Annotated in this window: 18 protein-coding genes; 9 read left to right on the top strand and 9 right to left on the bottom strand. The window is 32.2% G+C overall.

Going from position 1 to position 18,488, the window contains the following annotated elements:
- Positions 1-127: 127 nt before the first annotated feature.
- Together FHK87_RS00990 and FHK87_RS00985 are read right to left on the bottom strand one after the other, a co-directional pair.
- Entirely contained in the window at positions 128-1,333 is a 1,206-nt protein-coding gene (locus tag FHK87_RS00990) for a serine hydrolase domain-containing protein (protein ID WP_140588723.1), read from the bottom strand.
- Positions 1,334-1,382: 49 nt separating this feature from the next.
- Positions 1,383-2,513 (bottom strand): alpha/beta hydrolase-fold protein, encoded by a 1,131-nt coding sequence (locus FHK87_RS00985; RefSeq protein ID WP_226293959.1) that lies wholly within the window; start codon positions 2,511-2,513, stop codon positions 1,383-1,385.
- 222 nt (positions 2,514-2,735) lie between these two features.
- Between FHK87_RS00985 and FHK87_RS00980 the strand changes: the two genes are divergently transcribed.
- Together FHK87_RS00980 and FHK87_RS00975 are read left to right on the top strand one after the other, a co-directional pair.
- Positions 2,736-3,746 carry a sensor histidine kinase gene (locus FHK87_RS00980; RefSeq protein WP_140588717.1) on the top strand — a complete coding sequence of 337 codons (1,011 nt, stop codon included), beginning with the start codon at positions 2,736-2,738 and terminating at the stop codon, positions 3,744-3,746.
- The gene (locus FHK87_RS00975) at positions 3,743-4,438 is read left to right on the top strand and encodes a LytR/AlgR family response regulator transcription factor (protein ID WP_140588715.1); all 696 of its coding nucleotides are present in this window, start codon (positions 3,743-3,745) and stop codon (positions 4,436-4,438) included. Before FHK87_RS00980 ends, FHK87_RS00975 begins: the two co-directional genes overlap by 4 nt.
- Positions 4,439-4,614: 176 nt before the next feature.
- Here the strand turns inward: FHK87_RS00975 and FHK87_RS00970 are convergent, their stop codons facing one another.
- The 4 genes from FHK87_RS00970 to FHK87_RS00955 form a co-directional block, all read right to left on the bottom strand.
- A complete protein-coding gene (locus FHK87_RS00970) occupies positions 4,615-5,454 on the bottom strand; it encodes a DUF6503 family protein (protein WP_140588713.1) in 840 nt (279 codons plus the stop codon).
- 27 nt (positions 5,455-5,481) lie between these two features.
- Complete coding sequence (locus FHK87_RS00965; RefSeq protein ID WP_140588710.1) at positions 5,482-6,033, bottom strand: thioredoxin family protein; 552 nt, start codon at positions 6,031-6,033, stop codon at positions 5,482-5,484.
- 78 nt (positions 6,034-6,111) lie between these two features.
- Positions 6,112-6,687, bottom strand: coding sequence for a carboxymuconolactone decarboxylase family protein (locus FHK87_RS00960; RefSeq protein ID WP_140588708.1), 576 nt, complete (start codon positions 6,685-6,687; stop codon positions 6,112-6,114).
- Positions 6,688-6,806: 119 nt separating this feature from the next.
- Positions 6,807-7,397, bottom strand: a complete 591-nt coding sequence (locus tag FHK87_RS00955; protein WP_140588706.1) for a TetR/AcrR family transcriptional regulator — start codon at positions 7,395-7,397, stop codon at positions 6,807-6,809.
- Between the two features lie 845 nt (positions 7,398-8,242).
- On the opposite strand from FHK87_RS00955, the gene FHK87_RS00950 reads away from it, so the two are divergent.
- The 3 genes from FHK87_RS00950 to FHK87_RS00940 all read left to right on the top strand — a co-directional run bounded on the left by FHK87_RS00950 (position 8,243) and on the right by FHK87_RS00940 (position 11,175).
- Positions 8,243-8,794 carry a toxin-antitoxin system YwqK family antitoxin gene (locus tag FHK87_RS00950; RefSeq protein WP_140588704.1) on the top strand — a complete coding sequence of 184 codons (552 nt, stop codon included), beginning with the start codon at positions 8,243-8,245 and terminating at the stop codon, positions 8,792-8,794.
- Complete coding sequence (locus FHK87_RS00945; RefSeq protein ID WP_140588701.1) at positions 8,784-9,476, top strand: SCO family protein; 693 nt, start codon at positions 8,784-8,786, stop codon at positions 9,474-9,476. The genes FHK87_RS00950 and FHK87_RS00945 overlap by 11 nt, the downstream gene beginning before the upstream one ends.
- Before the next feature lie 73 nt (positions 9,477-9,549).
- Complete coding sequence (locus tag FHK87_RS00940; protein WP_140588698.1) at positions 9,550-11,175, top strand: lytic polysaccharide monooxygenase; 1,626 nt, start codon at positions 9,550-9,552, stop codon at positions 11,173-11,175.
- Between the two features lie 145 nt (positions 11,176-11,320).
- On the opposite strand, the gene FHK87_RS00935 is transcribed toward FHK87_RS00940, so the two are convergent.
- Both FHK87_RS00935 and FHK87_RS00930 read right to left on the bottom strand, forming a co-directional pair.
- On the bottom strand, positions 11,321-11,995 hold the full coding sequence (locus FHK87_RS00935; protein WP_140588696.1) for a LytR/AlgR family response regulator transcription factor: 675 nt from the start codon (positions 11,993-11,995) through the stop codon (positions 11,321-11,323).
- Positions 11,996-12,006: 11 nt separating this feature from the next.
- Complete coding sequence (locus FHK87_RS00930; protein WP_140588693.1) at positions 12,007-13,044, bottom strand: sensor histidine kinase; 1,038 nt, start codon at positions 13,042-13,044, stop codon at positions 12,007-12,009.
- A gap of 148 nt (positions 13,045-13,192) precedes the next feature.
- Between FHK87_RS00930 and FHK87_RS00925 the strand changes: the two genes are divergently transcribed.
- From FHK87_RS00925 to FHK87_RS00910, 4 genes are all read left to right on the top strand, one after another.
- Positions 13,193-14,107 carry a hypothetical protein gene (locus FHK87_RS00925; RefSeq protein WP_140588690.1) on the top strand — a complete coding sequence of 305 codons (915 nt, stop codon included), beginning with the start codon at positions 13,193-13,195 and terminating at the stop codon, positions 14,105-14,107.
- 24 nt (positions 14,108-14,131) lie between these two features.
- On the top strand, positions 14,132-14,752 hold the full coding sequence (locus FHK87_RS00920) for a hypothetical protein (protein WP_140588688.1): 621 nt from the start codon (positions 14,132-14,134) through the stop codon (positions 14,750-14,752).
- Complete coding sequence (locus FHK87_RS00915; protein WP_140588685.1) at positions 14,749-15,801, top strand: alpha/beta fold hydrolase; 1,053 nt, start codon at positions 14,749-14,751, stop codon at positions 15,799-15,801. The genes FHK87_RS00920 and FHK87_RS00915 overlap by 4 nt, the downstream gene beginning before the upstream one ends.
- A gap of 98 nt (positions 15,802-15,899) precedes the next feature.
- Entirely contained in the window at positions 15,900-16,376 is a 477-nt protein-coding gene (locus tag FHK87_RS00910) for a hypothetical protein (RefSeq protein WP_394344911.1), read from the top strand.
- A gap of 192 nt (positions 16,377-16,568) precedes the next feature.
- Here FHK87_RS00910 and rpsA read toward each other — a convergent pair whose 3' ends face one another.
- Positions 16,569-18,395, bottom strand: a complete 1,827-nt coding sequence (rpsA, locus tag FHK87_RS00905) for a 30S ribosomal protein S1 (protein ID WP_140588682.1) — start codon at positions 18,393-18,395, stop codon at positions 16,569-16,571.
- Positions 18,396-18,488: the final 93 nt, after the last annotated feature.

Genomic DNA, 18,488 nt, shown 5'->3' with positions numbered 1-18,488 from the left:
TTTTATGTCATTAAATATATTTTGTACCAAAAAAGCATTCATAAGATTCAGTAATTAATTGAAGAATGGTAGGTTGATACCTCATCTATTCTGCCATTGTTTTGGGTAAACAAAATACAATGAATTACTATTTCTTTATAAAAGCCGGTAGGATACGATCTGCGGTCATACGCAAGGTATTGGGATAAAAATTATTATGCCCTGTAGCCACCACGATCAGGTCCAATTCTTCTATTAGAATAATAAATTGTCCTCCTCCGCCTTGCGCATTTGGGCAATAATAACGTTTGTCTTCATATTCAAGATTTGCATTCCACCAGAAATACCCATATCCTTCATTAGAAACCCCTTTACAACCTCCAAAATAAATAGCATTATCACCGGTATCTACCACCTTACTCATTGCCTTGGTAATAAATGCTTCAGAAATCAATTGTTGACCATTCCATTTCCCTTTATTCAAGGCTAAAATTCCAAACTTCAACATAGCACGAGAAGTCATCTCGGTACGCCATCCCGCTTCGGGTAGCCCTGTTTCTTCATTCTTATGCCAATTATAATTGGTAATTTCCAATTTGTCAAGCAATTCATTCTTTATAAAATCTTCAGCTGTTCCAGGTACTACAGCATTAATTATTTGCATAACCAATCTTGGTCCAGTACCGTAGCGAAATACTTTTGCATTTGGGGTAATCGGTTGGGTATACTCAAAAATAGCTTGAACTTCCCCCTGTCCTTTTAATCGCTCTGGGTTTTTTCGCATTTTCTCTTTATTTTCATCACTGATTTGAATCCCCGTAGTCATCGTTAGTGCCTGATGCAAAGTCGTTTCACCTACTCCTTCTGCAAATGTAGAAGGATCAAGATCTTTCAAAAAACTAGCCACGGGCTTTTCCAGATCATTCATGGTCAAATACCCCAGTTGGATAGCACGACCAAGAGCTAAACTAGTATATGTTTTGGTGGCTGACGCTTGCCCATGAGGTAGATCGATACGCCCTTTTGTAAAATAGGATTCAAACAATAATTTATCTTTATGAGCAATAAGAAAACTATCAAAAATACCATATGCATTTAGAGAGATATGCCGGGCCAACTTAAGAATCATTTCTTTATTACCTCCATCAACACCTAATTCTCCTACAAGAATACCGTCTTTTCTATCCATCGGGGTAGCGTTTATATAGGCTTCTTTGAGTGTTGGTATATCCCAAAATGAGGCTTGTTTTTCTTGAGTTGTAGCTTCAGGGACTTTAGTAGGATTTTCTTGTGAAAATCCGCTATGTATTACGATAAAAAATAGTAAAAATAATATGCTTGTTTTATTTGTCATGATCGTTTAATATTTATAATTGTTTTTTACTGAATATTGGTATAGGTTCTTATTTCTTATTCTCGAGTCTTTGTAACAACCTTTCAGCAAGTAGATAATCTGGATCAATTGTTAATGCCTTTTTGAACATAGTTTTAGCCTTTTCAAGCTGACCTTGATCTCTGCGTACAACACCCATACCGAGATAAGATTCCTTCCCTTCTGGATACACTTGTAAAGAATATTGAAAGATTTTTTCTGCAACAACTACATTCTTATTTCGTATTGCATCTGCACCTAGATTCATTATTGTTGATATTGGTGGATTTATTTTGTGCCCGTATCGATCTGATAATCGATCAAAATGCTGTGTCAATTTATCCAAGGTGTCCAAATTTTCGTAGGGGTTAAAGTCAGGGTATAACCCGATAAGAAATTTTGTGAAATCCATTGCAGGCACATGACCTTGATTCACGAATTCATCTACTTTATAGGTAAAACTTTTAGGTTTATGTTCTTTTAAAATGTGAGAGAATTTAGAAATAGATTCTGTTGTCCTATCAGAATCATCATCACTATAAATAATGTGTAAAAATCTGTTTTTTGTGAGCGTTTTTAACGGTCCTGATTTTATTTTTTGTTCAATTACTGATGGTATATGACTAAGGGAAGGACTGCTTGCAAAGTAGCCATTAAACAGAAGAGGCTTGTTAAGTAATGTGTAAACACTGAAAAAACCACTATTAGAAGCACCAAAAAGAACATTGTACTGAGCGGTTCGATATTTAGTATTAACATGTGGCATTAACTCTGTCTCGAAAAAGTTAATATAACTATCCGGAATTTTTGTGTCTTTACTTTCTCTTGTTGGAAGCAAAATTCTATTTCCCTCAGGTAAATCTATGCCAATGAGTATCATTTCAGGAATTTGTGTCTCACCCATATAGTCAAGTGTTGAAGCTAACATGGCGAATCGAGCTCGATATTCTGATCCCATCATATACAACACAGGGTAAGTTTTCTTAGAACTATCATAGCTGGCGGGTAAATGAATTGATATTGGAATAGTTTTGTGTAAGACTTTGGATTGAAATGAAGAAATCTTACCTAAGGTAACTGCGGGTTCATTACGCTCTATTATACTAGGAAAATCAGAATCGTGTTCAATATTTCCTTGTGCAAAGATGGTGTTAAGTGACATGAGACTTATATATAGTAACAATTTCATCGTCTTCATAATTTTATTATTTATAATATGAATCTGAATAAATGTATAGTTTATTCTAAGTCTAAATTTATTAAGAGGACAAACACCACTATTAAATGATAACCTCATTTCGTCATTGATATAAGGCTTTTGTAAAGAAATTATGGTATTCGTATGTTTAAATGGTATTTTTAATAGATTTTAAGGAGAATATTTATGATTAAAAAATCACTTCGGAATACAATACTTCTTAATATAGGAGCCTTTTTTTTGGTGCTATTGCTTGAGATATTAGGTGGATGGTTATTCAAAGATAACTGGGGTACTAATTATGAATTCTATACATGGCAGTTGAGTTACGCTATTTTTATTATGATTGTCATTTGGTTCAATCATTTTATTCTGATTCCAATGTTTTATGACAAAAGGAAATATTTACTATATGGTATTTTTCTTATTGGAAGTGTATTTCTTGCTGCCTATATAAAAGGATATATGAAAGGCAACTGGATTGGCGTTTATAAAATGTTCTTTTTCCTGATTTATACAACTGGAACTGGGATGGCTGCTTTCTTTTTAAGAAGAAATATGATCATCCAAAGGAAAAATAACGAGAAAGAAAAATTACAAAAAGAGATCGAACTTAACTATTTGAAACAGCAGGTAAATCCACATTTTTTATTTAATTCCTTAAATAGTATTTATTCACTTTCCAGACAGCAATCGCCAGAAACCCCTGATGTGGTGATGCAACTCTCAGAATTAATGAGGTATCAACTAGAAAGTGCAAAAAAAGACACCGTCTTACTAAAGGAAGAATTAGAGTTTGTAGAAAATTACTTATTACTAGAAGAAAAGAGGCTCAGTACACGTTGTAAGGTAGAGTTTGTAATCGATGGAGAGATATCAGGCTTTATCATAGCCCCTATGCTACTCATCCCTTTTGTCGAAAACGCAGTAAAACACGGTGCCCAAAGTACGAATGAACAAAGCTATATTGATATTTCTGCTACCATAAAAGATACTACATTGCATTTTTGCGTAATCAATTCAAAGCCTCCTATGGCTGTTGAGTCAAGAAGAAAAGGAATGGGGCTTGAAAATGTAAAAAGGCGTTTACAGTTACTATATCCTAATCACATATTAGAAATTGAGGATCTAGAAAAAATATATCGTGTAAATTTAGCTATTGATTTAAAAGCCTCTCTGGCAAAAACTGGTTCATGATGAAAATTGGTATTATAGATGATGAAATACTAGCACGTAAAGTGATAGAAGAATATTGTTCTAAAATTGACAACTTTGAAATCATAATCAGTACAGGAAACCCACTTGAATTTATCAATTTTGCACAACACAATGAGGTAGATCTTATTTTTCTAGATATAGAAATGCCAGAACTCAATGGCATAGAAATTTTGAATGCTATGATACATCCTCCTAAAGTAATTTTGACCACAGCTTATTCTGAATATGCTTTAGAAAGTTATAATTATGGTGTTGTAGATTATTTAATGAAACCTATAAAAATTGAACGTTTTTTGAAAGCCATCAATAAAGTTTCTACATCAATAATAGCACTAAAAAAACAACACCATGAAAGTGAAGAATTGCAGATAAAACATGATGGTATACCAGTAAATATTTCATTCAAATCTATTTTATATATTCAAAGCTTTGGAAATTATTTAAAAATCTTTACTGATACTAGAATGTACCTGATCTCTGAAACGCTAATTAATATTACTAAATTATTATCTGTAAATTTTCAACGTACTCATAAATCATACATTGCTAATTTGGATCGAGTAACAAAGGCTACAAGAACACATTTGCTGATTGAAAATACCAAAGTGCCGGTGAGTACGACATACAAAGTGACCGTTTTTGAAAAATTAGAAAGTTTGTCTAAATCATAAAATGGCTAGTTTCATGTCTTTATATACTCCTACGCTTCAATTGTCGGACAAACGCAGAGCATTAGCAATATGACTAGTATTATACATTAACTAGTTCAGTTTTTCATTACAGTCTATCTATATTCTAATGCCCTTAACAATATTATTTTGCTGAGGGCATTGAAAATAGTTATTCATCATAATAAAGGCTTTTCAAACATAGATGTATCTAGTTCAACACCAAATTTAATGTTTGTCCAATTTGTTATGTAATAGTTTTTACCTTTAATATTTCCATCCCAATCTGATTCTATATACCTTCTTTTGGTAGGAATCTTTATATCTTCAATAGTTTCATAATCAAAGGTCATTAAAAAAGGATCTGTTACTCCGAAACCTACGATAGTGAAAAGAAATTGCTCTATTAATTTTGTCTCTTTGTTTACATAAATAACATATGTATCTTGGCCATCACCTACATCATCACCAAAAGTGATTTTAATTCGCTTGCAATCTTTACCGTTTACAGTTTGGTCACTTAGAAATTCTTGATTAACTCCCGGATCAAGTAGCTTATAGAACATAGCAAACCAATAATAATTTGTTTTTCTTAAAAACCTGGCGACACCATTGGCTTGTTCATTATCAGAAACTTTTCCGTCAAAAGTTACCCATGCATTTTTACCATCATAGCCTTCTACTACTTTACCGTTTGCTCCTGTTAGACTATGTGTAGTAAATGAGGCATAAGAGCGTTCGCCTTCGAACATATAAGTTTCTTTACCAATTAGAGTGATCGCATTTGGTCCTTCTGGTGCACGATACTCATAATCATAAGTTACAGTACCCTTGTTATAAAGTGCTTTTGAGCCTCCTATAGCATTTATTGCATGTTCTATATACTGTCGTGCTGTTTTTGGCTGTGATTGCACAATAACATCTTCATTTGTTGTTGCTGTTGCTGTTTTGTCTGTTTTGGTATTCGATTGGCATGCTATCAGCGAACATAATGCGAATACATAAATTAATTTTTTCATCTTTTCTTATTATTAATTATAATTAGTTTATTTCCATTTAATACTACAACCTATACTTGGTTTTTGATCAGTTGGCACTTCTGATTTATGTACAAGAGCTTTTAATGCTTCAGAAAGTTCTTTTCCTGTCGCGTTATCCATTCCTAGTCTTGTCTCATCAAAACGTCCTCTATATACTAGTTCAAGATTTTCATCAAAAACAAAAAAATCAGGCGTGCATTCTGCTTGATAAGCATTTGCTACTCTTTGAGTTTCATCATATAAATAAGGAAAAGTATAACCTTGACTTTTGGCTACTCTTTTCATCATATCTGGTCCGTCTTGAGGATAATAATTTACGTCGTTACTACTGATCGCTACAAACTGAACTCCATGTGACTGAAAGGTATCGGCTACCTCGACAAGTTTACTATTTATATGATGTACAAATGGGCAATGATTACAAATAAAGGTAATTACCGTTGCTACATCAGACTTTATTTCAGATAGTGATATTATTTTTCCGGAAACTGTATCTGGCAATGAAAATTCAGGTGCTTTAGTTCCCAATTCCATCATGTTTGATTGTACGAGAGACATATTTATTTTATTTAAAATGATTAAATGAGAACCTGTCATATTCGTAATGATTAATAACAGGTTCTATACACTGTTTAATTATATCATCAATTTTTCCCAAGCATTAGGCTCAAAAGCAGTATCAACTTTGGTTTTTGCAATGAAGTTGATATAATTGGTCATAACTTTAAGACTTACAATAGTAATAACTTCTAGCACATTCTCTTGAGTAAATCCAGCTGATAGGAATTTCTCAACATCGGTCTCAGAAACTTTACCTCTACTTACGGTAACTGATTTTACAAATTGACTTAGGGCTTCTAATTTTGCATCAGGAATTGCTGTTCCAGTTCTTAAGGCATCCAAAATACTTTGATCAATTTTATGCATTTGACCTATTGAAGTATGTGCTGCCATACAATAATGACAATTATTCTCATAGCTTGCTGCTAAATAAGCTATTTGTTGTTCTTTGGCAGTCAGTGTACTATTTGTTTCTAGATTTGCTACTCCATCCCAATAATTCTTGAGTAAAGCAGGATGATGTGCCATAGTTCCTAATAGATTGGGAACAAAACCATATGTTTTTTTTGCTGCTTCTAAAATTGACTTCGAATTTTCGGGTGCGTTTTCGATTGTCTTTACATCATAATTTAAATTTCCAAATGTTGTCATTTTTATAAATTTTTAAATTTTTATTTCTTTTTTTGACCATTCTTTTTAAAATATCTAATTGGTCATTTTAGATATTTTTTATTAATAGACCGTTCGTTTATTTTTAACTTAAAAAAAAGTCAAACTTTTTCTTTTGTTTTTATGAACATCAGGTTTATGTTTAAAAATTGATCCAAAGGTGTTTTACTTCGTTCTACTTTCATTCTTCCTAACGCTCCATTAAAGCTATCGAATAAGTAATTTGCCAAATGAAGAGCTTCAATATCACTTGTAATTTCACCCTCTTCTTGCCCTTTTTTGATAAAGGAAGCTAATCCTCTACTCCATCTGTCATAAACCCCTGAGATAGCATTTGAAACTGGATCAATCGTACCCGCTACCTCAGTACTCAAATTTCCTAAAAGACAACCAACTTTAAAATCTTTTTCTGTATACCATTTAATATGTATTTTAAAATGATTTCTAATTCTGTTGTAGTATGATAGTGATTCGTTCGATAAGTTTTTTTCAAACTCCTTTCCTATTACTTCTTCAAATCGCGCAATAGCTTTAACAACAAAATCTTCTTTACTCTCAAAAGAATGATAAAAAGACCCTTTTGGCATGTTACAAGCTTTAAGAATATCTCTTATTCCAGTATTATGATACCCATTTAACCTAAATAATTCTATCCCTTTATCTAAAATGTTATCTATATTATGCTTTGCCATTATCACTGATTTACATTACAAATGTATCAAAATAAACGAACGGTCTAATATTAAGTTTGTTAATGTTTGGTTAATTTATGTTTTAAATCATTTCAGAGATACTTCTTCTTTATATTTCTCATATATTATTTTGAATATTTAAGTACCGTATTACCTTTTTAAAAAATTCGAAAAGTCTTTGAAACCCTATGAATCACTAACAGTATAATATAAATATTACTATACTAATTCGATTTTTGATTACCGTCTATTTATATTCTAATACTTTTAACGATATAATCTTGTTAAGGTCATTGAAAATGTTTATTAATCATAATCAATGATAATTTTTCTCACAACTTGCTACTTCATCCCGCTATTTTTTCAAAAAAACATAAAAAAATTCCCATTAAAATTTTTTAATTATTTGTTTTAAATTTTTGTTAAACAGTCTATTTCAAAATAATATTTGGTAAATTATAGTACAATATTTAAACACTAACTTAATTAAAACCAACATGAAAAAACACAATCCCAAAAACTATATCCGTTATTGGATACCTATATTTATCCAATAATTCTTCAATAAAATTAGAAGATAAAAGCCTTAAATGATTTATCATCATACTTGTAAGGCTATTTAATATTTAAGATCGTTAGTCAATCCAGGAATGTAATGTTACAAAATGTATCCCGTACACTGTAAAAAGTGAACGTTATATGTATTGTAAATGCTACATGATTAATTTGGTTTGATTAAAAGGTAAAAAGAAGTAAAATACGTATCATCTTAAGTGATAGTATATAAAGGTTCTTTTTATACTCTACAGGCGAGACATTACAAAAAAAATTATAACCCCAACCCTATGTATGTCACTACAAAAATCATCTTTGTATTCTTACTCTTTTCTCTTTTTAGTTGCAATCCAAAAACTCATAACCTTGATGTTAGCAATAAAGATTTAAAACCTAAAGGAGACCTTTTATATTATAAAGATAAACCCTTTTCTGGTATACTTTCTTCTAGGGTAGATACACTTGCTATCAATAAAGTGAATTATCTGGAAGGAAGAAAACATGGTGAAGAGCAAAAACTATTTGCAAATGGAAAATTAGCTGCAATCCGATTCTACCAAAACGGTAAAAAATCAGGAATCCATAAAGCCTGGTGGAGTAATGGTCAATTAAAATTTATAAAAAAATTTGATAGTGATGGGAACCCCGTAGGGATTCAACAAGAATGGTATAGCAATGGTAAACTGGCTAAAGAATTCAACTATGTCGATGGTAAAGAATCCGGTCCACAAAAAATATGGGATTATCGGGGAAAAATAGTAGTGAACTATCAAGTAATAAATGGTGAGCGTTTCGGGTTAATTGGTTCTGTAAATTGTAAATCTGATAATTATGTGGATTAAAAAATTAAGTTTGATATTACTAGTTCTGTCGTGCATAACAACTGCCTGTAAAAGGAGTTTGGAAAATAAGGATAAAGCTATCAGAATAGGAACAAAAAAAATCGATAAGTTACCCTATTACAATACTGCAGATTTTACTCCCTCTTGGTTACCAACTGATGATGAACTAAAAATGTTTCATAAAATCCCAAACTTCAAATTTAAAAATCAGTTAGGAAAAGAGATAACAAATAAAGATTTACGGGGATATATCTATGTTGCTAATTTCTTTTTTACCACTTGCCCTAGTATTTGTGTAAAACTAACCAATAACATCAGTAAACTACAAGAAGAATATTTTGAAGATGATGAGATTAAATTTATTTCTCATACTGTTTTTCCCAGTCATGATACGGTAGAAATATTACAAAAATATGGAGAACGAAACGATATAAACCCAGAAAAATGGTATTTGGTTACAGGAAAAGAAGAAGAGATTTACAATTTGGCAAGAGAAGCTTATTTCGCAGACGAAACCTATAAACAAACTCATGATAAAAATGGTTTTATCCATACTGAAAATTTAATACTAATTGATAAAAATGGACATATCAGAGGTGTCTATAAAGGTACTTTGCCTGAAGAAATAGAACGCATACAAAGACATATTGAAATATTAAAAAGAGAATATAGTAATGGATAACAAATTAAATAAGTAATGATTGGTTAATACATCTTTTTTAAATCGCCATATATTTTAACTTAAAACTAAAACTATGAAAACACGTAAACTAACTCGAGAACATTGTTTTGGGATTGGTATCCTAATTAAAAGTAACTTAATACAGGCTTTGGTCTGTCTTATTTTTTTATTAGCACCTTGTCAATCTATTCTTACACACGGTACGGTAACTAATCCGCCAAGTCGCGTATGGATTTGTTTTCAAGAAGATCCTCAAAGCCCGGACTCCCCTGCTTGCGAAGCTGCTATTATCGGTTGGGGAACACAGGCATTCTACGACTGGAATGAAGTCGCTCGTATGGATGCTGGTGGTATGCATACAACAATTATACAGGATGGAAATCTAGCAAGTGCCGGGCGACCAGATAAATTTGGGGGTTTGGATCAAGTACGAGATGATTGGGTGACAACACAAGTAACTCCAGGACCATATACAGTTACCTGGACAAATTCTACACCACATCAAACTTTGTACTATGATGTTTATATTACCAAAGCAGACTGGACACCAGATCAACCGCTTACCTGGGACAGTCTAGAATTGCTAAAGCGAACCGGACCAAGACCTGCCGCCGCTACTGATAATATTGATGTAATATTACCTCCTAGAAAAGGTAAGCATGTAATCTATAGTATTTGGCAACGCTCACTTACCCCAGAAGCCTTCTATTCTACCAGTGATGTCGATTTTGGTTCAGATCCGGTGCCTAATAGACCCCCAGATGCTAAATTCTCTTTTGATAATGGTCGATGCGGTGGCTCTAATGTAACATTTAGTGCCGCAGATTCATTTGATCCTGATGGGGATGATTTAACGTATATCTGGGATTTTGGAGACGGCACTACAGCGGAAGGTATAGAGGTTTCTCATACCTATTCCGGTCTAGAGAACGCTACAGTAACTTTGACTGTAAGTGATGCTGAATTTAGCAGCGGTATCGTAGAAACCATTAGCTTATTAGTTGATCCGGATTGTAAAGAAATCCCATGTCCATTTGATACCCCGATATCATCAATACTACCATCTATTAACAGCTCATATGATCATATTTTTGTTCTGGGAGACGGACCTGATCTGAATACTATTACCAATTTAACAATCAACTGGGATTCAGTTCATAATGGATTATATCAATTATCAGTAAGTACAAATAATGGTTTCCCTAGCTGGTGGGTAAATTTATTAGAAAACACTACTCATACATTTAATGAATCAAATCCTCAGATTACACTTACTAATACTGGCTTTGCAGGACTTGATGGTTCATATTCTGTAACGATTGATGCAGGTAATTTTGTAATGGTTTCACAAACTGAAGGATTTACTATTTACTGCAGTACTTCTAGCACACCTCCTGATTGTGATACTGAAAAATCGAGCGCAAAAAGTATAGAAAAACATTCTCCTGCAAAAGAAGTTGACTTTACCATGTATCCAAATCCTGCAATCAATAATATATTTTTAGAAAGCCAAATAAATTTTAAAAATAATAGAGTTATTATTTCAGATCTTAACGGAAGAGCTATAAAATCTTTTACAGTAAAAGAGAATACAAAAAAATTAAATATTGATCTTTCTGGATTAGAAGCTGGACTGTATTTAGTAAAAGTAGAAAGTCCTCTGGGTACTGACCATACTTCAAAATTTTTAATACAATAAACTTTATAAATTATAGGTTGTAAAAATAATTCTTTGCATTATTCAAAAAAACCCGAAAGTCAATTAGATTTTCGGGTTTTTCTTTTCAAATTCTAGTATTTTACACTTTCTGAAAATTATATAAATTCCTATATCATAATTAAGCTTAGAACCTACCTAAGATTTTACTTTTTAAACGAACACTTATTGGAATTTTATGATTTTCAATTATTATTTCGTTCCCAACAATTTTATCTACTTTATACTTAGACACGATGTAAGATTTATGTGTTTGTATAAAATTATCTTCAGGCAATTGATCTTTAAAATTCTTTAAAGATGTATTAGTGATAATAGTCTCTTTTGATGTTACAACTTTGATATAATTTTGCATTGCTTCTACAAATAGAATATCCTTTACATCTATCTTTTTAAGTTGTCTTTCACTTTTTAAAAAAAGTATGTTTTTTTCATCATTATGTATGTGATAACTGTTAACCTTGTTAACTGCCTGCAAAAACCGTTTAAACGAAATGGGTTTTACTAAATAGTCTAAAACGTTAAATGTAAAGCTTTGCAAAGCATATTCTTCGTATGCAGTGGTCATAATAACTGAAGGAGATTTTTTTAAATCTTTTAGCCAATCAATACCTGATAATATAGGCATATTAATATCTAGGAAAATTAAATCAATTTGGTTGTTACCTAAATAATGATTTGCTTGTAGTACATTTTTGCACAATGCAACAACATTTAAAAAAGAAACCTCTTTACAATAATCTCTAATACCTTCTCTTGCTATAGGTTCATCATCAATGATTAAACAATTTAGTTGTTTCATTCTATTATTTTCTATAATTCTATTACCAAGTTAACGATAAACCTTGAATTTTTCTTAAGGATGGTTAATTCATATTTATCTGGATATACTAGCGATAAGCGTCTTTTTACATTTATTAAACCGATTCCCCCAACAGTATTTTTATTGGTTATTTCATCAAAAGTATTTACACAATCCAATGAGAGCCTACCTCCTACTTCTTTAATTTTTATGTCTATATTATTGTCATAATTATTGGTATGATTACTACAATGCTTAAACGCATTTTCTATAATTGGAATTAATAATAATGGAACTATTTTTTTTGTAGCACTCTCAAATTTTATATCGTAGGTTAGCTGAATATCTGAACCCTTACGGGTTTTTTCCATCTTGATATACTGTAATACAAAGTCTAATTCTTTCTCTAATATAATTTGAGCACCACTTTCATACAATTGATAGCGTAGTAGCTCTGAAAATTGAAGCAATGTATCTTTGGCTAAAACATCATCTTTTCCAATTAAATGGTAAACACTATTAATTCCATTAAATAAAAAGTGAGGATTTAACTGTGCTTTTAGATATTTTAATTCTGCCTTAAACGATTCTTGTATTAGTAATTGTTTTTCCTTTTCAGATGTTTTGTGCGCTTGTCTAAAGATGTAATAAAAACCAGCAACACTATAAAATAGGTTAACAAAAACAGTAGTGCTAAAGTTATCCATAAATTCATCAGTATCATAGATTTCAAATATATCATACAGCATATAATCAAAATAGGTTTCAATTAGAGAAACTACTAGGCATATAGAAAAAGAAAGCACATAGTATGTTGATTTTCTTTTAAGCATATACATTTTCGGGACCAACCAAAACACTTGTATATAAAACAAAAAGATATTGGTAAAAATACCATAGGTATAGGCATAGGCTAAACTATTATGAACCTCAGAAACATTATTAAACCCGTTCCAATCTGAATGGACAACAAAAGCAAACAACAAATAATTTAATACCCAGATCAGCAGATGTAGTGCTATTTTCTTTATTGATTTGATGTTGCTCATTGGTATATTTTGTGCAAAGAAACATATTATTTATTTGTAATACAGCAATTATTGCGTTCGTCAAGAACTATTCAACGGTTATCAAATTACTCTATTCTAAAGCGTTTTTCCGCATTTCTTTGCTCAAAAATTATAAATAAAATAAACCATGAAAAAAGTATTCTTAAAAATTACAAATACCAAACGCTTATATGCTATTGCTAATATCCTTCTAATTGTGATATTCTCTATAACCACATTCTCATGTTCCAAAGATGATGATGTAAAACCGCCTGTAATTGCTGATGAAATATCACAAGACATTAAAGATTTAATTTATTTCAGAGGAGATGAAAAAGCTTCTACAGTTCTGATAACTGTACCTGGAGGTCCTAGTACAGAACTCGCCACGGGTATAGTTGATTATCTTTCCAATACTTTTAATCTTACAGGTGTGTTGAATGTAACTGTACATCAAGCACAAACATTAAATCCTGACATATTAGAAGGTAATGAAATCACATTAGATCAAGCTGTCAATTTTAATGCTGAAAGTGTAGAAAAGCTATATCAAGTTGTTAAGTATTTTAAAGATGAAGGTAGAACAATTTATATCTTAGGAAATTCATATGGTGCTTTTGTAGCACAAGAATTGATTGCAGAAAAAGGATTCGATGTAGCTGACAAATATTTAATTGTGACGGGGAGATTGAATATTAATGATGTTTTTTGGCAGGCACTGGCAGAAGGAAGACTGGCAGAGTTTGAAAATGGAGTTACGCCCATAATAGCACCAGAACCATTTGAAAATACATTTAATAAAAATGAAGCTAGATTGTTTGCCGGAATAATAAAGAATAGATATATACAGGACTTTAACAGTATTGAAGACTTATCTAACATGACTTATATCTATGGAGCAACAGATGAGGCTGTAGGAGGTCTTACAGACCAGGAAATTACGTTTTTACAATCAAAAAATACGAACATCATAGCTGGAGATGGCGGTCATGACACTACTCTTGATGACTATATTGTACAAGGCTTTAACGAAGCATTTGGAATACAAAAACGATCATTTTAATCATAATTCTAAAAGTTTAAAAAGATGAAAAAGTACAGTGTTATTTTTCTACTAGTTTATGCTCTAAATAGCAATGCTCAAATAGGAAAAGACAATGCCACCACTACTTTTCTAGACAAAACAGAATTTAAAGTAGGATATTATGGTAATTTACTCTGGGATAACGGCATTAATTTAGGTGCTGAGTATCTCTGGAAAGAAAAGAAAAATAGTAAAGAAAAAAAGAGAGGTCAAAAAACTATTACTCATCAATTTTTATTTAATGGAAGCATAGGGTATTCGACCAACTTCGCTAACAAAACAGATAATGGTTTACATACTTATTATGGATTGATATGGAGAAGAACGAGTCCGAAAAGATGGCAATTCCATGTAGCGTTAAACCCATTAGGATATTATCGCTCATTCTTACCGGAGACCTACAAAGTCAAAGGAGATAATGTGGAGAAAGTGTTTCTGCCTGGACGAGGATATTATAATCCTACCCTTTCTGTTGGAGTAGGCAGGCAACGCAAAGGAAAAATACGTTCCGGTAGTTATTTTAATATCACCTTTAGTCCACGTTTTAACTACAATGCCGGTACGTTCCCTACACTTTTTTTACAATATGGTTACCGCTTTAATTTTAAAAACAAAAAACAATGAGACAATTCAATGCATCATTTTTAAAAATAATATTCGCAGCAATTACAATATGCCTAGTAACTGCATGTTCTAATGATTTTGAACTTAATGACTTAGATGAAACTATCTTCGTTCGTCATAAAGACGCAGACATGCCTGCATACATAAAAGGAAATGCTAGTGAAAAAGTTTTCTTAATTACTTTGCATGGTGGTCCGGGTGACATGGGATTGAGTTTTTCTGGGGAGGCATTCAACCAAATAGAAAATCAATATGGTGTTGTTTATTTTGATCAACGTGGTTCTGGTAATTCACAAGGGCATTACTCTGAAAAAGATGTAAGCATAGACCTTATGGCAGAAGATGTATTAGCACTGGTAAAAGTGATGAAACGCAAATTTGGTAATGATTCACGTTTCTTTTTATTAGGGCATAGTTGGGGTGGAGCATTAGGAACAGCTACTTTACTAAAAGATCAAAGCAACTTTAAAGGTTGGATAGGAGTAGATGGAGCGTATAGTCTAGCAAGATTATATGACCAGTACAAAGAAACATTTACGAGCACTGCAAACACGCAGATAGAATTAGGTAATAGCGTCGATTTCTGGAAATCTGTTTTAGAACTTGTTTCTCAAGTAGATCCGGTAATTAATTTTGATGATAACCGAGAACTTAACAAAAAGGCTTTCAAAGCGGAGAAAGCATTACATGACGATGGTTTTATAGATTTTGATGATGATGGATCAGAAGGTGTAAATACATTCTTTAGATATAATTTTTGGACTAGAGGTTGGAATAATATTCAAATAGGTGGTATAATAGATGATCAAGGTCTTTTTGAAACCCTTGATTTTACGAATCAACTTCCAGAAATAACGATACCAACCCTATTTATATCTGGTCAATACGATATGGTAGTGCCTGTGGCTTCTGCTCAAATTGCTTTTGAAAACATAGGTTCATCATCTAAGAAATTACTCATATTTGACAGATCAGGTCACTCTCCAATGTTTAGCGAGCCCGACCTGTTTGCCCAAGAGGTACTTCGATTTATGGATGAACATAAATAACATTTTGTGACTACATATATTTAGCACTGCCACACCATAAGCAATGTTACCTTTTTAAATCACTTCCCAAAATAAATAATAACATAAAAAAAATAAAAATGATACAATTTAAATTAACAACAATGGTATTCATATTTACATTGTTTGCAACTACTATTTTTGCACAAGACAACGTAAAACAAGAATTTGAAGTAAAAGTAATTACAAGTGTAGAATCTATTATACCAGATGGATTGGGTAGATCGCGATTAATTTCAGCAAATGATAAAAGAGACTATAAACAATTCACGTCCTCACAAACAAAAGATGATAATACCAGAAATAAGTCTAAAAGAAAGGATATTAGAGTCAAGGGGTTTGAAGAGACAAAATTATTAAACTTTTATAATATAGCAGGTATACGATTTCAAAATATAGCAGCAAATGATGCTGTAATTTCCTCAAAATTAACCACAATGATTTCTGAAGGTTGGGATTTAATTTTTGTTACGAGTGCTGTAGAAAGTGATGCAGGTGCAGACGACGGTAATGGTATCTTTATTACACGCTACATTTTTAAAAGAAAATTGAATTGAAAAACGTTTTACAACAACATAAAAAGTTAGAAAGAACAAATTGAAATTAAGGTAACAATGGGTACTATTCAGATATATATTGAGTGACCTTGTCTCTACTGTTCGTTTTTTTGAAATAATAGATAAAGTATAAAAAAAGAGCTACTCACATGAGTAGCTCTTTTGCAATATTTTGAAAATATTGAGAAAATCTTAGTTTCCTCCTTTTTCCATTTTAGCTTTAAGATCAGCTAATGCATCGATATCACCAAGAGTGGTTTTTTCTGAAGCACTAGAAGCAGCTTTTTTAGCAGCTTGCTTAACAATCTTAGCTTCTTCTTCTTTGAATAATGCAGTATGAGAAGCAACTACTCTTTTGAATTCTTTATTGAATTCAATGATTTGGAATTCTGCTTCATCACCTTTCTTCAATTTGCTACCATCTTCTTTTTCTAAGTGACGTGATGGAACAAATGCTACGATATCTTCATTAAATTCAATAGTAGCACCTTTGTCTACAATATCACTGATTTTAGAAGTATGCTTAGTTCCTACAGCAAATTCAGTAACATATTTATCCCAAGGATTCTCTTCTGTTTGCTTGTGTCCAAGGCTTAATTTACGTCCTTCTACATCAAGTTCCAGAACGATAACATCAAGTTTATCTCCTACGTTAGTAAAGTCTGATGGGTGCTTGATTTTCTTTGTCCAAGAAAGATCAGAGATATAAATTAATCCATCTATACCTTCTTCTAACTCTACAAATACTCCAAAGTTAGTAAAGTTACGAACAACACCTACATGCTTAGAACCAACAGGGTATTTTGTAGTAATATCTGTCCAAGGATCTGGAGTCAATTGTTTGATACCAAGAGACATTTTACGTTCTTCTCTATCTAGGGTAAGTACAACTGCTTCTACATCATCTCCTACTTTTACAAAATCCTGAGCAGATCTTAAGTGTGTTGACCAAGACATTTCTGATACATGGATAAGACCTTCTACACCTTCTTCAACTTCGATAAACGCACCATAATCAGCGATTACAACAACTTTACCTTTTACTTTATCACCAACCTTAAGCTCTTGGTTAAGCGCTTCCCATGGGTGTGGTTTAAGTTGTTTAAGACCTAATTGAATACGTGTTTTAGCCTCATCAAAGTCTAAGATTACAACGTTTAATTTCTGATCAAGCTCTACAATCTCATTAGGGTGATTGATTCTTGACCAAGAAAGGTCTGTGATATGAATTAATCCATCAACTCCACCAAGATCAACAAATACACCGTAAGAAGTGACATTCTTAACAGTACCTTCTAGTACTTGACCTTTTTCTAATTGACCGATAATTTCTTTCTTCTGCTCTTCGATATCAGCTTCGATAAGTGCTTTGTGAGAAACTACTACGTTTTTGAACTCATGATTAATTTTAACCACTTTGAATTCCATAGTTTTTCCTACGTATGCATCATAATCACGGATTGGTTTTACATCGATTTGAGAACCTGGTAAGAACGCTTCTATACCAAATACGTCTACGATCATACCACCTTTGGTTCTGCATTTTACAAAACCATTTACTATTTCACCAGAATCATGAGCTGCATTTACTCTATCCCAAGCTTTGATTACACGTGCTTTACGGTGAGATAAGATTAATTGACCTGTAGCATCTTCACGTACATCAATTAATACTTCTACTTTATCACCTACCTTAAGAGCTGGGTTATAACGAAACTCGTTTAATGAGATCACCCCTTCACTCTTCGCGTTGATATCAATAATAGCATCACGATCAGTAATATTAATTACTGTCCCCATTACTACTTCATCATTAAGTGTATCAACGAAGTTTTCTGCCACTAACTTTTCAAATTCTTCTAATTTAGAATCCTCGATTGGATCGATTCCTTCTTCATAGTTGTGCCAGTTAAAATCTTTTAAGAATTGCTCAGGATTTTGTTGTTGTGGAGAAACTGCCTGTGCAGCATTTTGAGTTTCCACTTCCTGAACGTCTGTGTTTTTAGTTTCTTCAGACATTGAAGATAAAATTTGTATTCTGTATCTATTTGAGAATCAAGACGAAAATTCTACAGAAGTGTTAAAATTATTTGATATAAAGTCCTTTTTTAC

This window comes from Aquimarina algicola (assembly GCF_006443095.1).
Lineage (GTDB): Bacteria > Bacteroidota > Bacteroidia > Flavobacteriales > Flavobacteriaceae > Aquimarina > Aquimarina algicola.
The sequence above is the reverse complement of the archived record's forward strand: the minus strand, read 5'-3'. Positions and strand labels throughout refer to the sequence as shown.

What these genes read in the sequence shown, in the direction of transcription:
- FHK87_RS00930 (WP_140588693.1), bottom strand. Translation starts at nt 13,044, where the DNA reads ATGAGCAACATCAAATCAATAAAGAAAATAGCACTACATCTGCTGATC.
- FHK87_RS00970 (WP_140588713.1), bottom strand. Translation starts at nt 5,454, where the DNA reads ATGAAAAAATTAATTTATGTATTCGCATTATGTTCGCTGATAGCATGC.
- FHK87_RS00935 (WP_140588696.1), bottom strand. Translation starts at nt 11,995, where the DNA reads ATGAAACAACTAAATTGTTTAATCATTGATGATGAACCTATAGCAAGA.
- FHK87_RS00980 (WP_140588717.1), top strand. Translation starts at nt 2,736, where the DNA reads ATGATTAAAAAATCACTTCGGAATACAATACTTCTTAATATAGGAGCC.
- FHK87_RS00950 (WP_140588704.1), top strand. Translation starts at nt 8,243, where the DNA reads ATGTATGTCACTACAAAAATCATCTTTGTATTCTTACTCTTTTCTCTT.
- FHK87_RS00915 (WP_140588685.1), top strand. Translation starts at nt 14,749, where the DNA reads ATGAGACAATTCAATGCATCATTTTTAAAAATAATATTCGCAGCAATT.
- FHK87_RS00920 (WP_140588688.1), top strand. Translation starts at nt 14,132, where the DNA reads ATGAAAAAGTACAGTGTTATTTTTCTACTAGTTTATGCTCTAAATAGC.
- FHK87_RS00965 (WP_140588710.1), bottom strand. Translation starts at nt 6,033, where the DNA reads ATGTCTCTCGTACAATCAAACATGATGGAATTGGGAACTAAAGCACCT.
- FHK87_RS00975 (WP_140588715.1), top strand. Translation starts at nt 3,743, where the DNA reads ATGATGAAAATTGGTATTATAGATGATGAAATACTAGCACGTAAAGTG.
- rpsA (WP_140588682.1), bottom strand. Translation starts at nt 18,395, where the DNA reads ATGTCTGAAGAAACTAAAAACACAGACGTTCAGGAAGTGGAAACTCAA.
- FHK87_RS00910 (WP_394344911.1), top strand. Translation starts at nt 15,900, where the DNA reads ATGATACAATTTAAATTAACAACAATGGTATTCATATTTACATTGTTT.
- FHK87_RS00955 (WP_140588706.1), bottom strand. Translation starts at nt 7,397, where the DNA reads ATGGCAAAGCATAATATAGATAACATTTTAGATAAAGGGATAGAATTA.
- FHK87_RS00990 (WP_140588723.1), bottom strand. Translation starts at nt 1,333, where the DNA reads ATGACAAATAAAACAAGCATATTATTTTTACTATTTTTTATCGTAATA.
- FHK87_RS00960 (WP_140588708.1), bottom strand. Translation starts at nt 6,687, where the DNA reads ATGACAACATTTGGAAATTTAAATTATGATGTAAAGACAATCGAAAAC.
- FHK87_RS00945 (WP_140588701.1), top strand. Translation starts at nt 8,784, where the DNA reads ATGTGGATTAAAAAATTAAGTTTGATATTACTAGTTCTGTCGTGCATA.
- FHK87_RS00985 (WP_226293959.1), bottom strand. Translation starts at nt 2,513, where the DNA reads ATGTCACTTAACACCATCTTTGCACAAGGAAATATTGAACACGATTCT.
- FHK87_RS00940 (WP_140588698.1), top strand. Translation starts at nt 9,550, where the DNA reads ATGAAAACACGTAAACTAACTCGAGAACATTGTTTTGGGATTGGTATC.
- FHK87_RS00925 (WP_140588690.1), top strand. Translation starts at nt 13,193, where the DNA reads ATGAAAAAAGTATTCTTAAAAATTACAAATACCAAACGCTTATATGCT.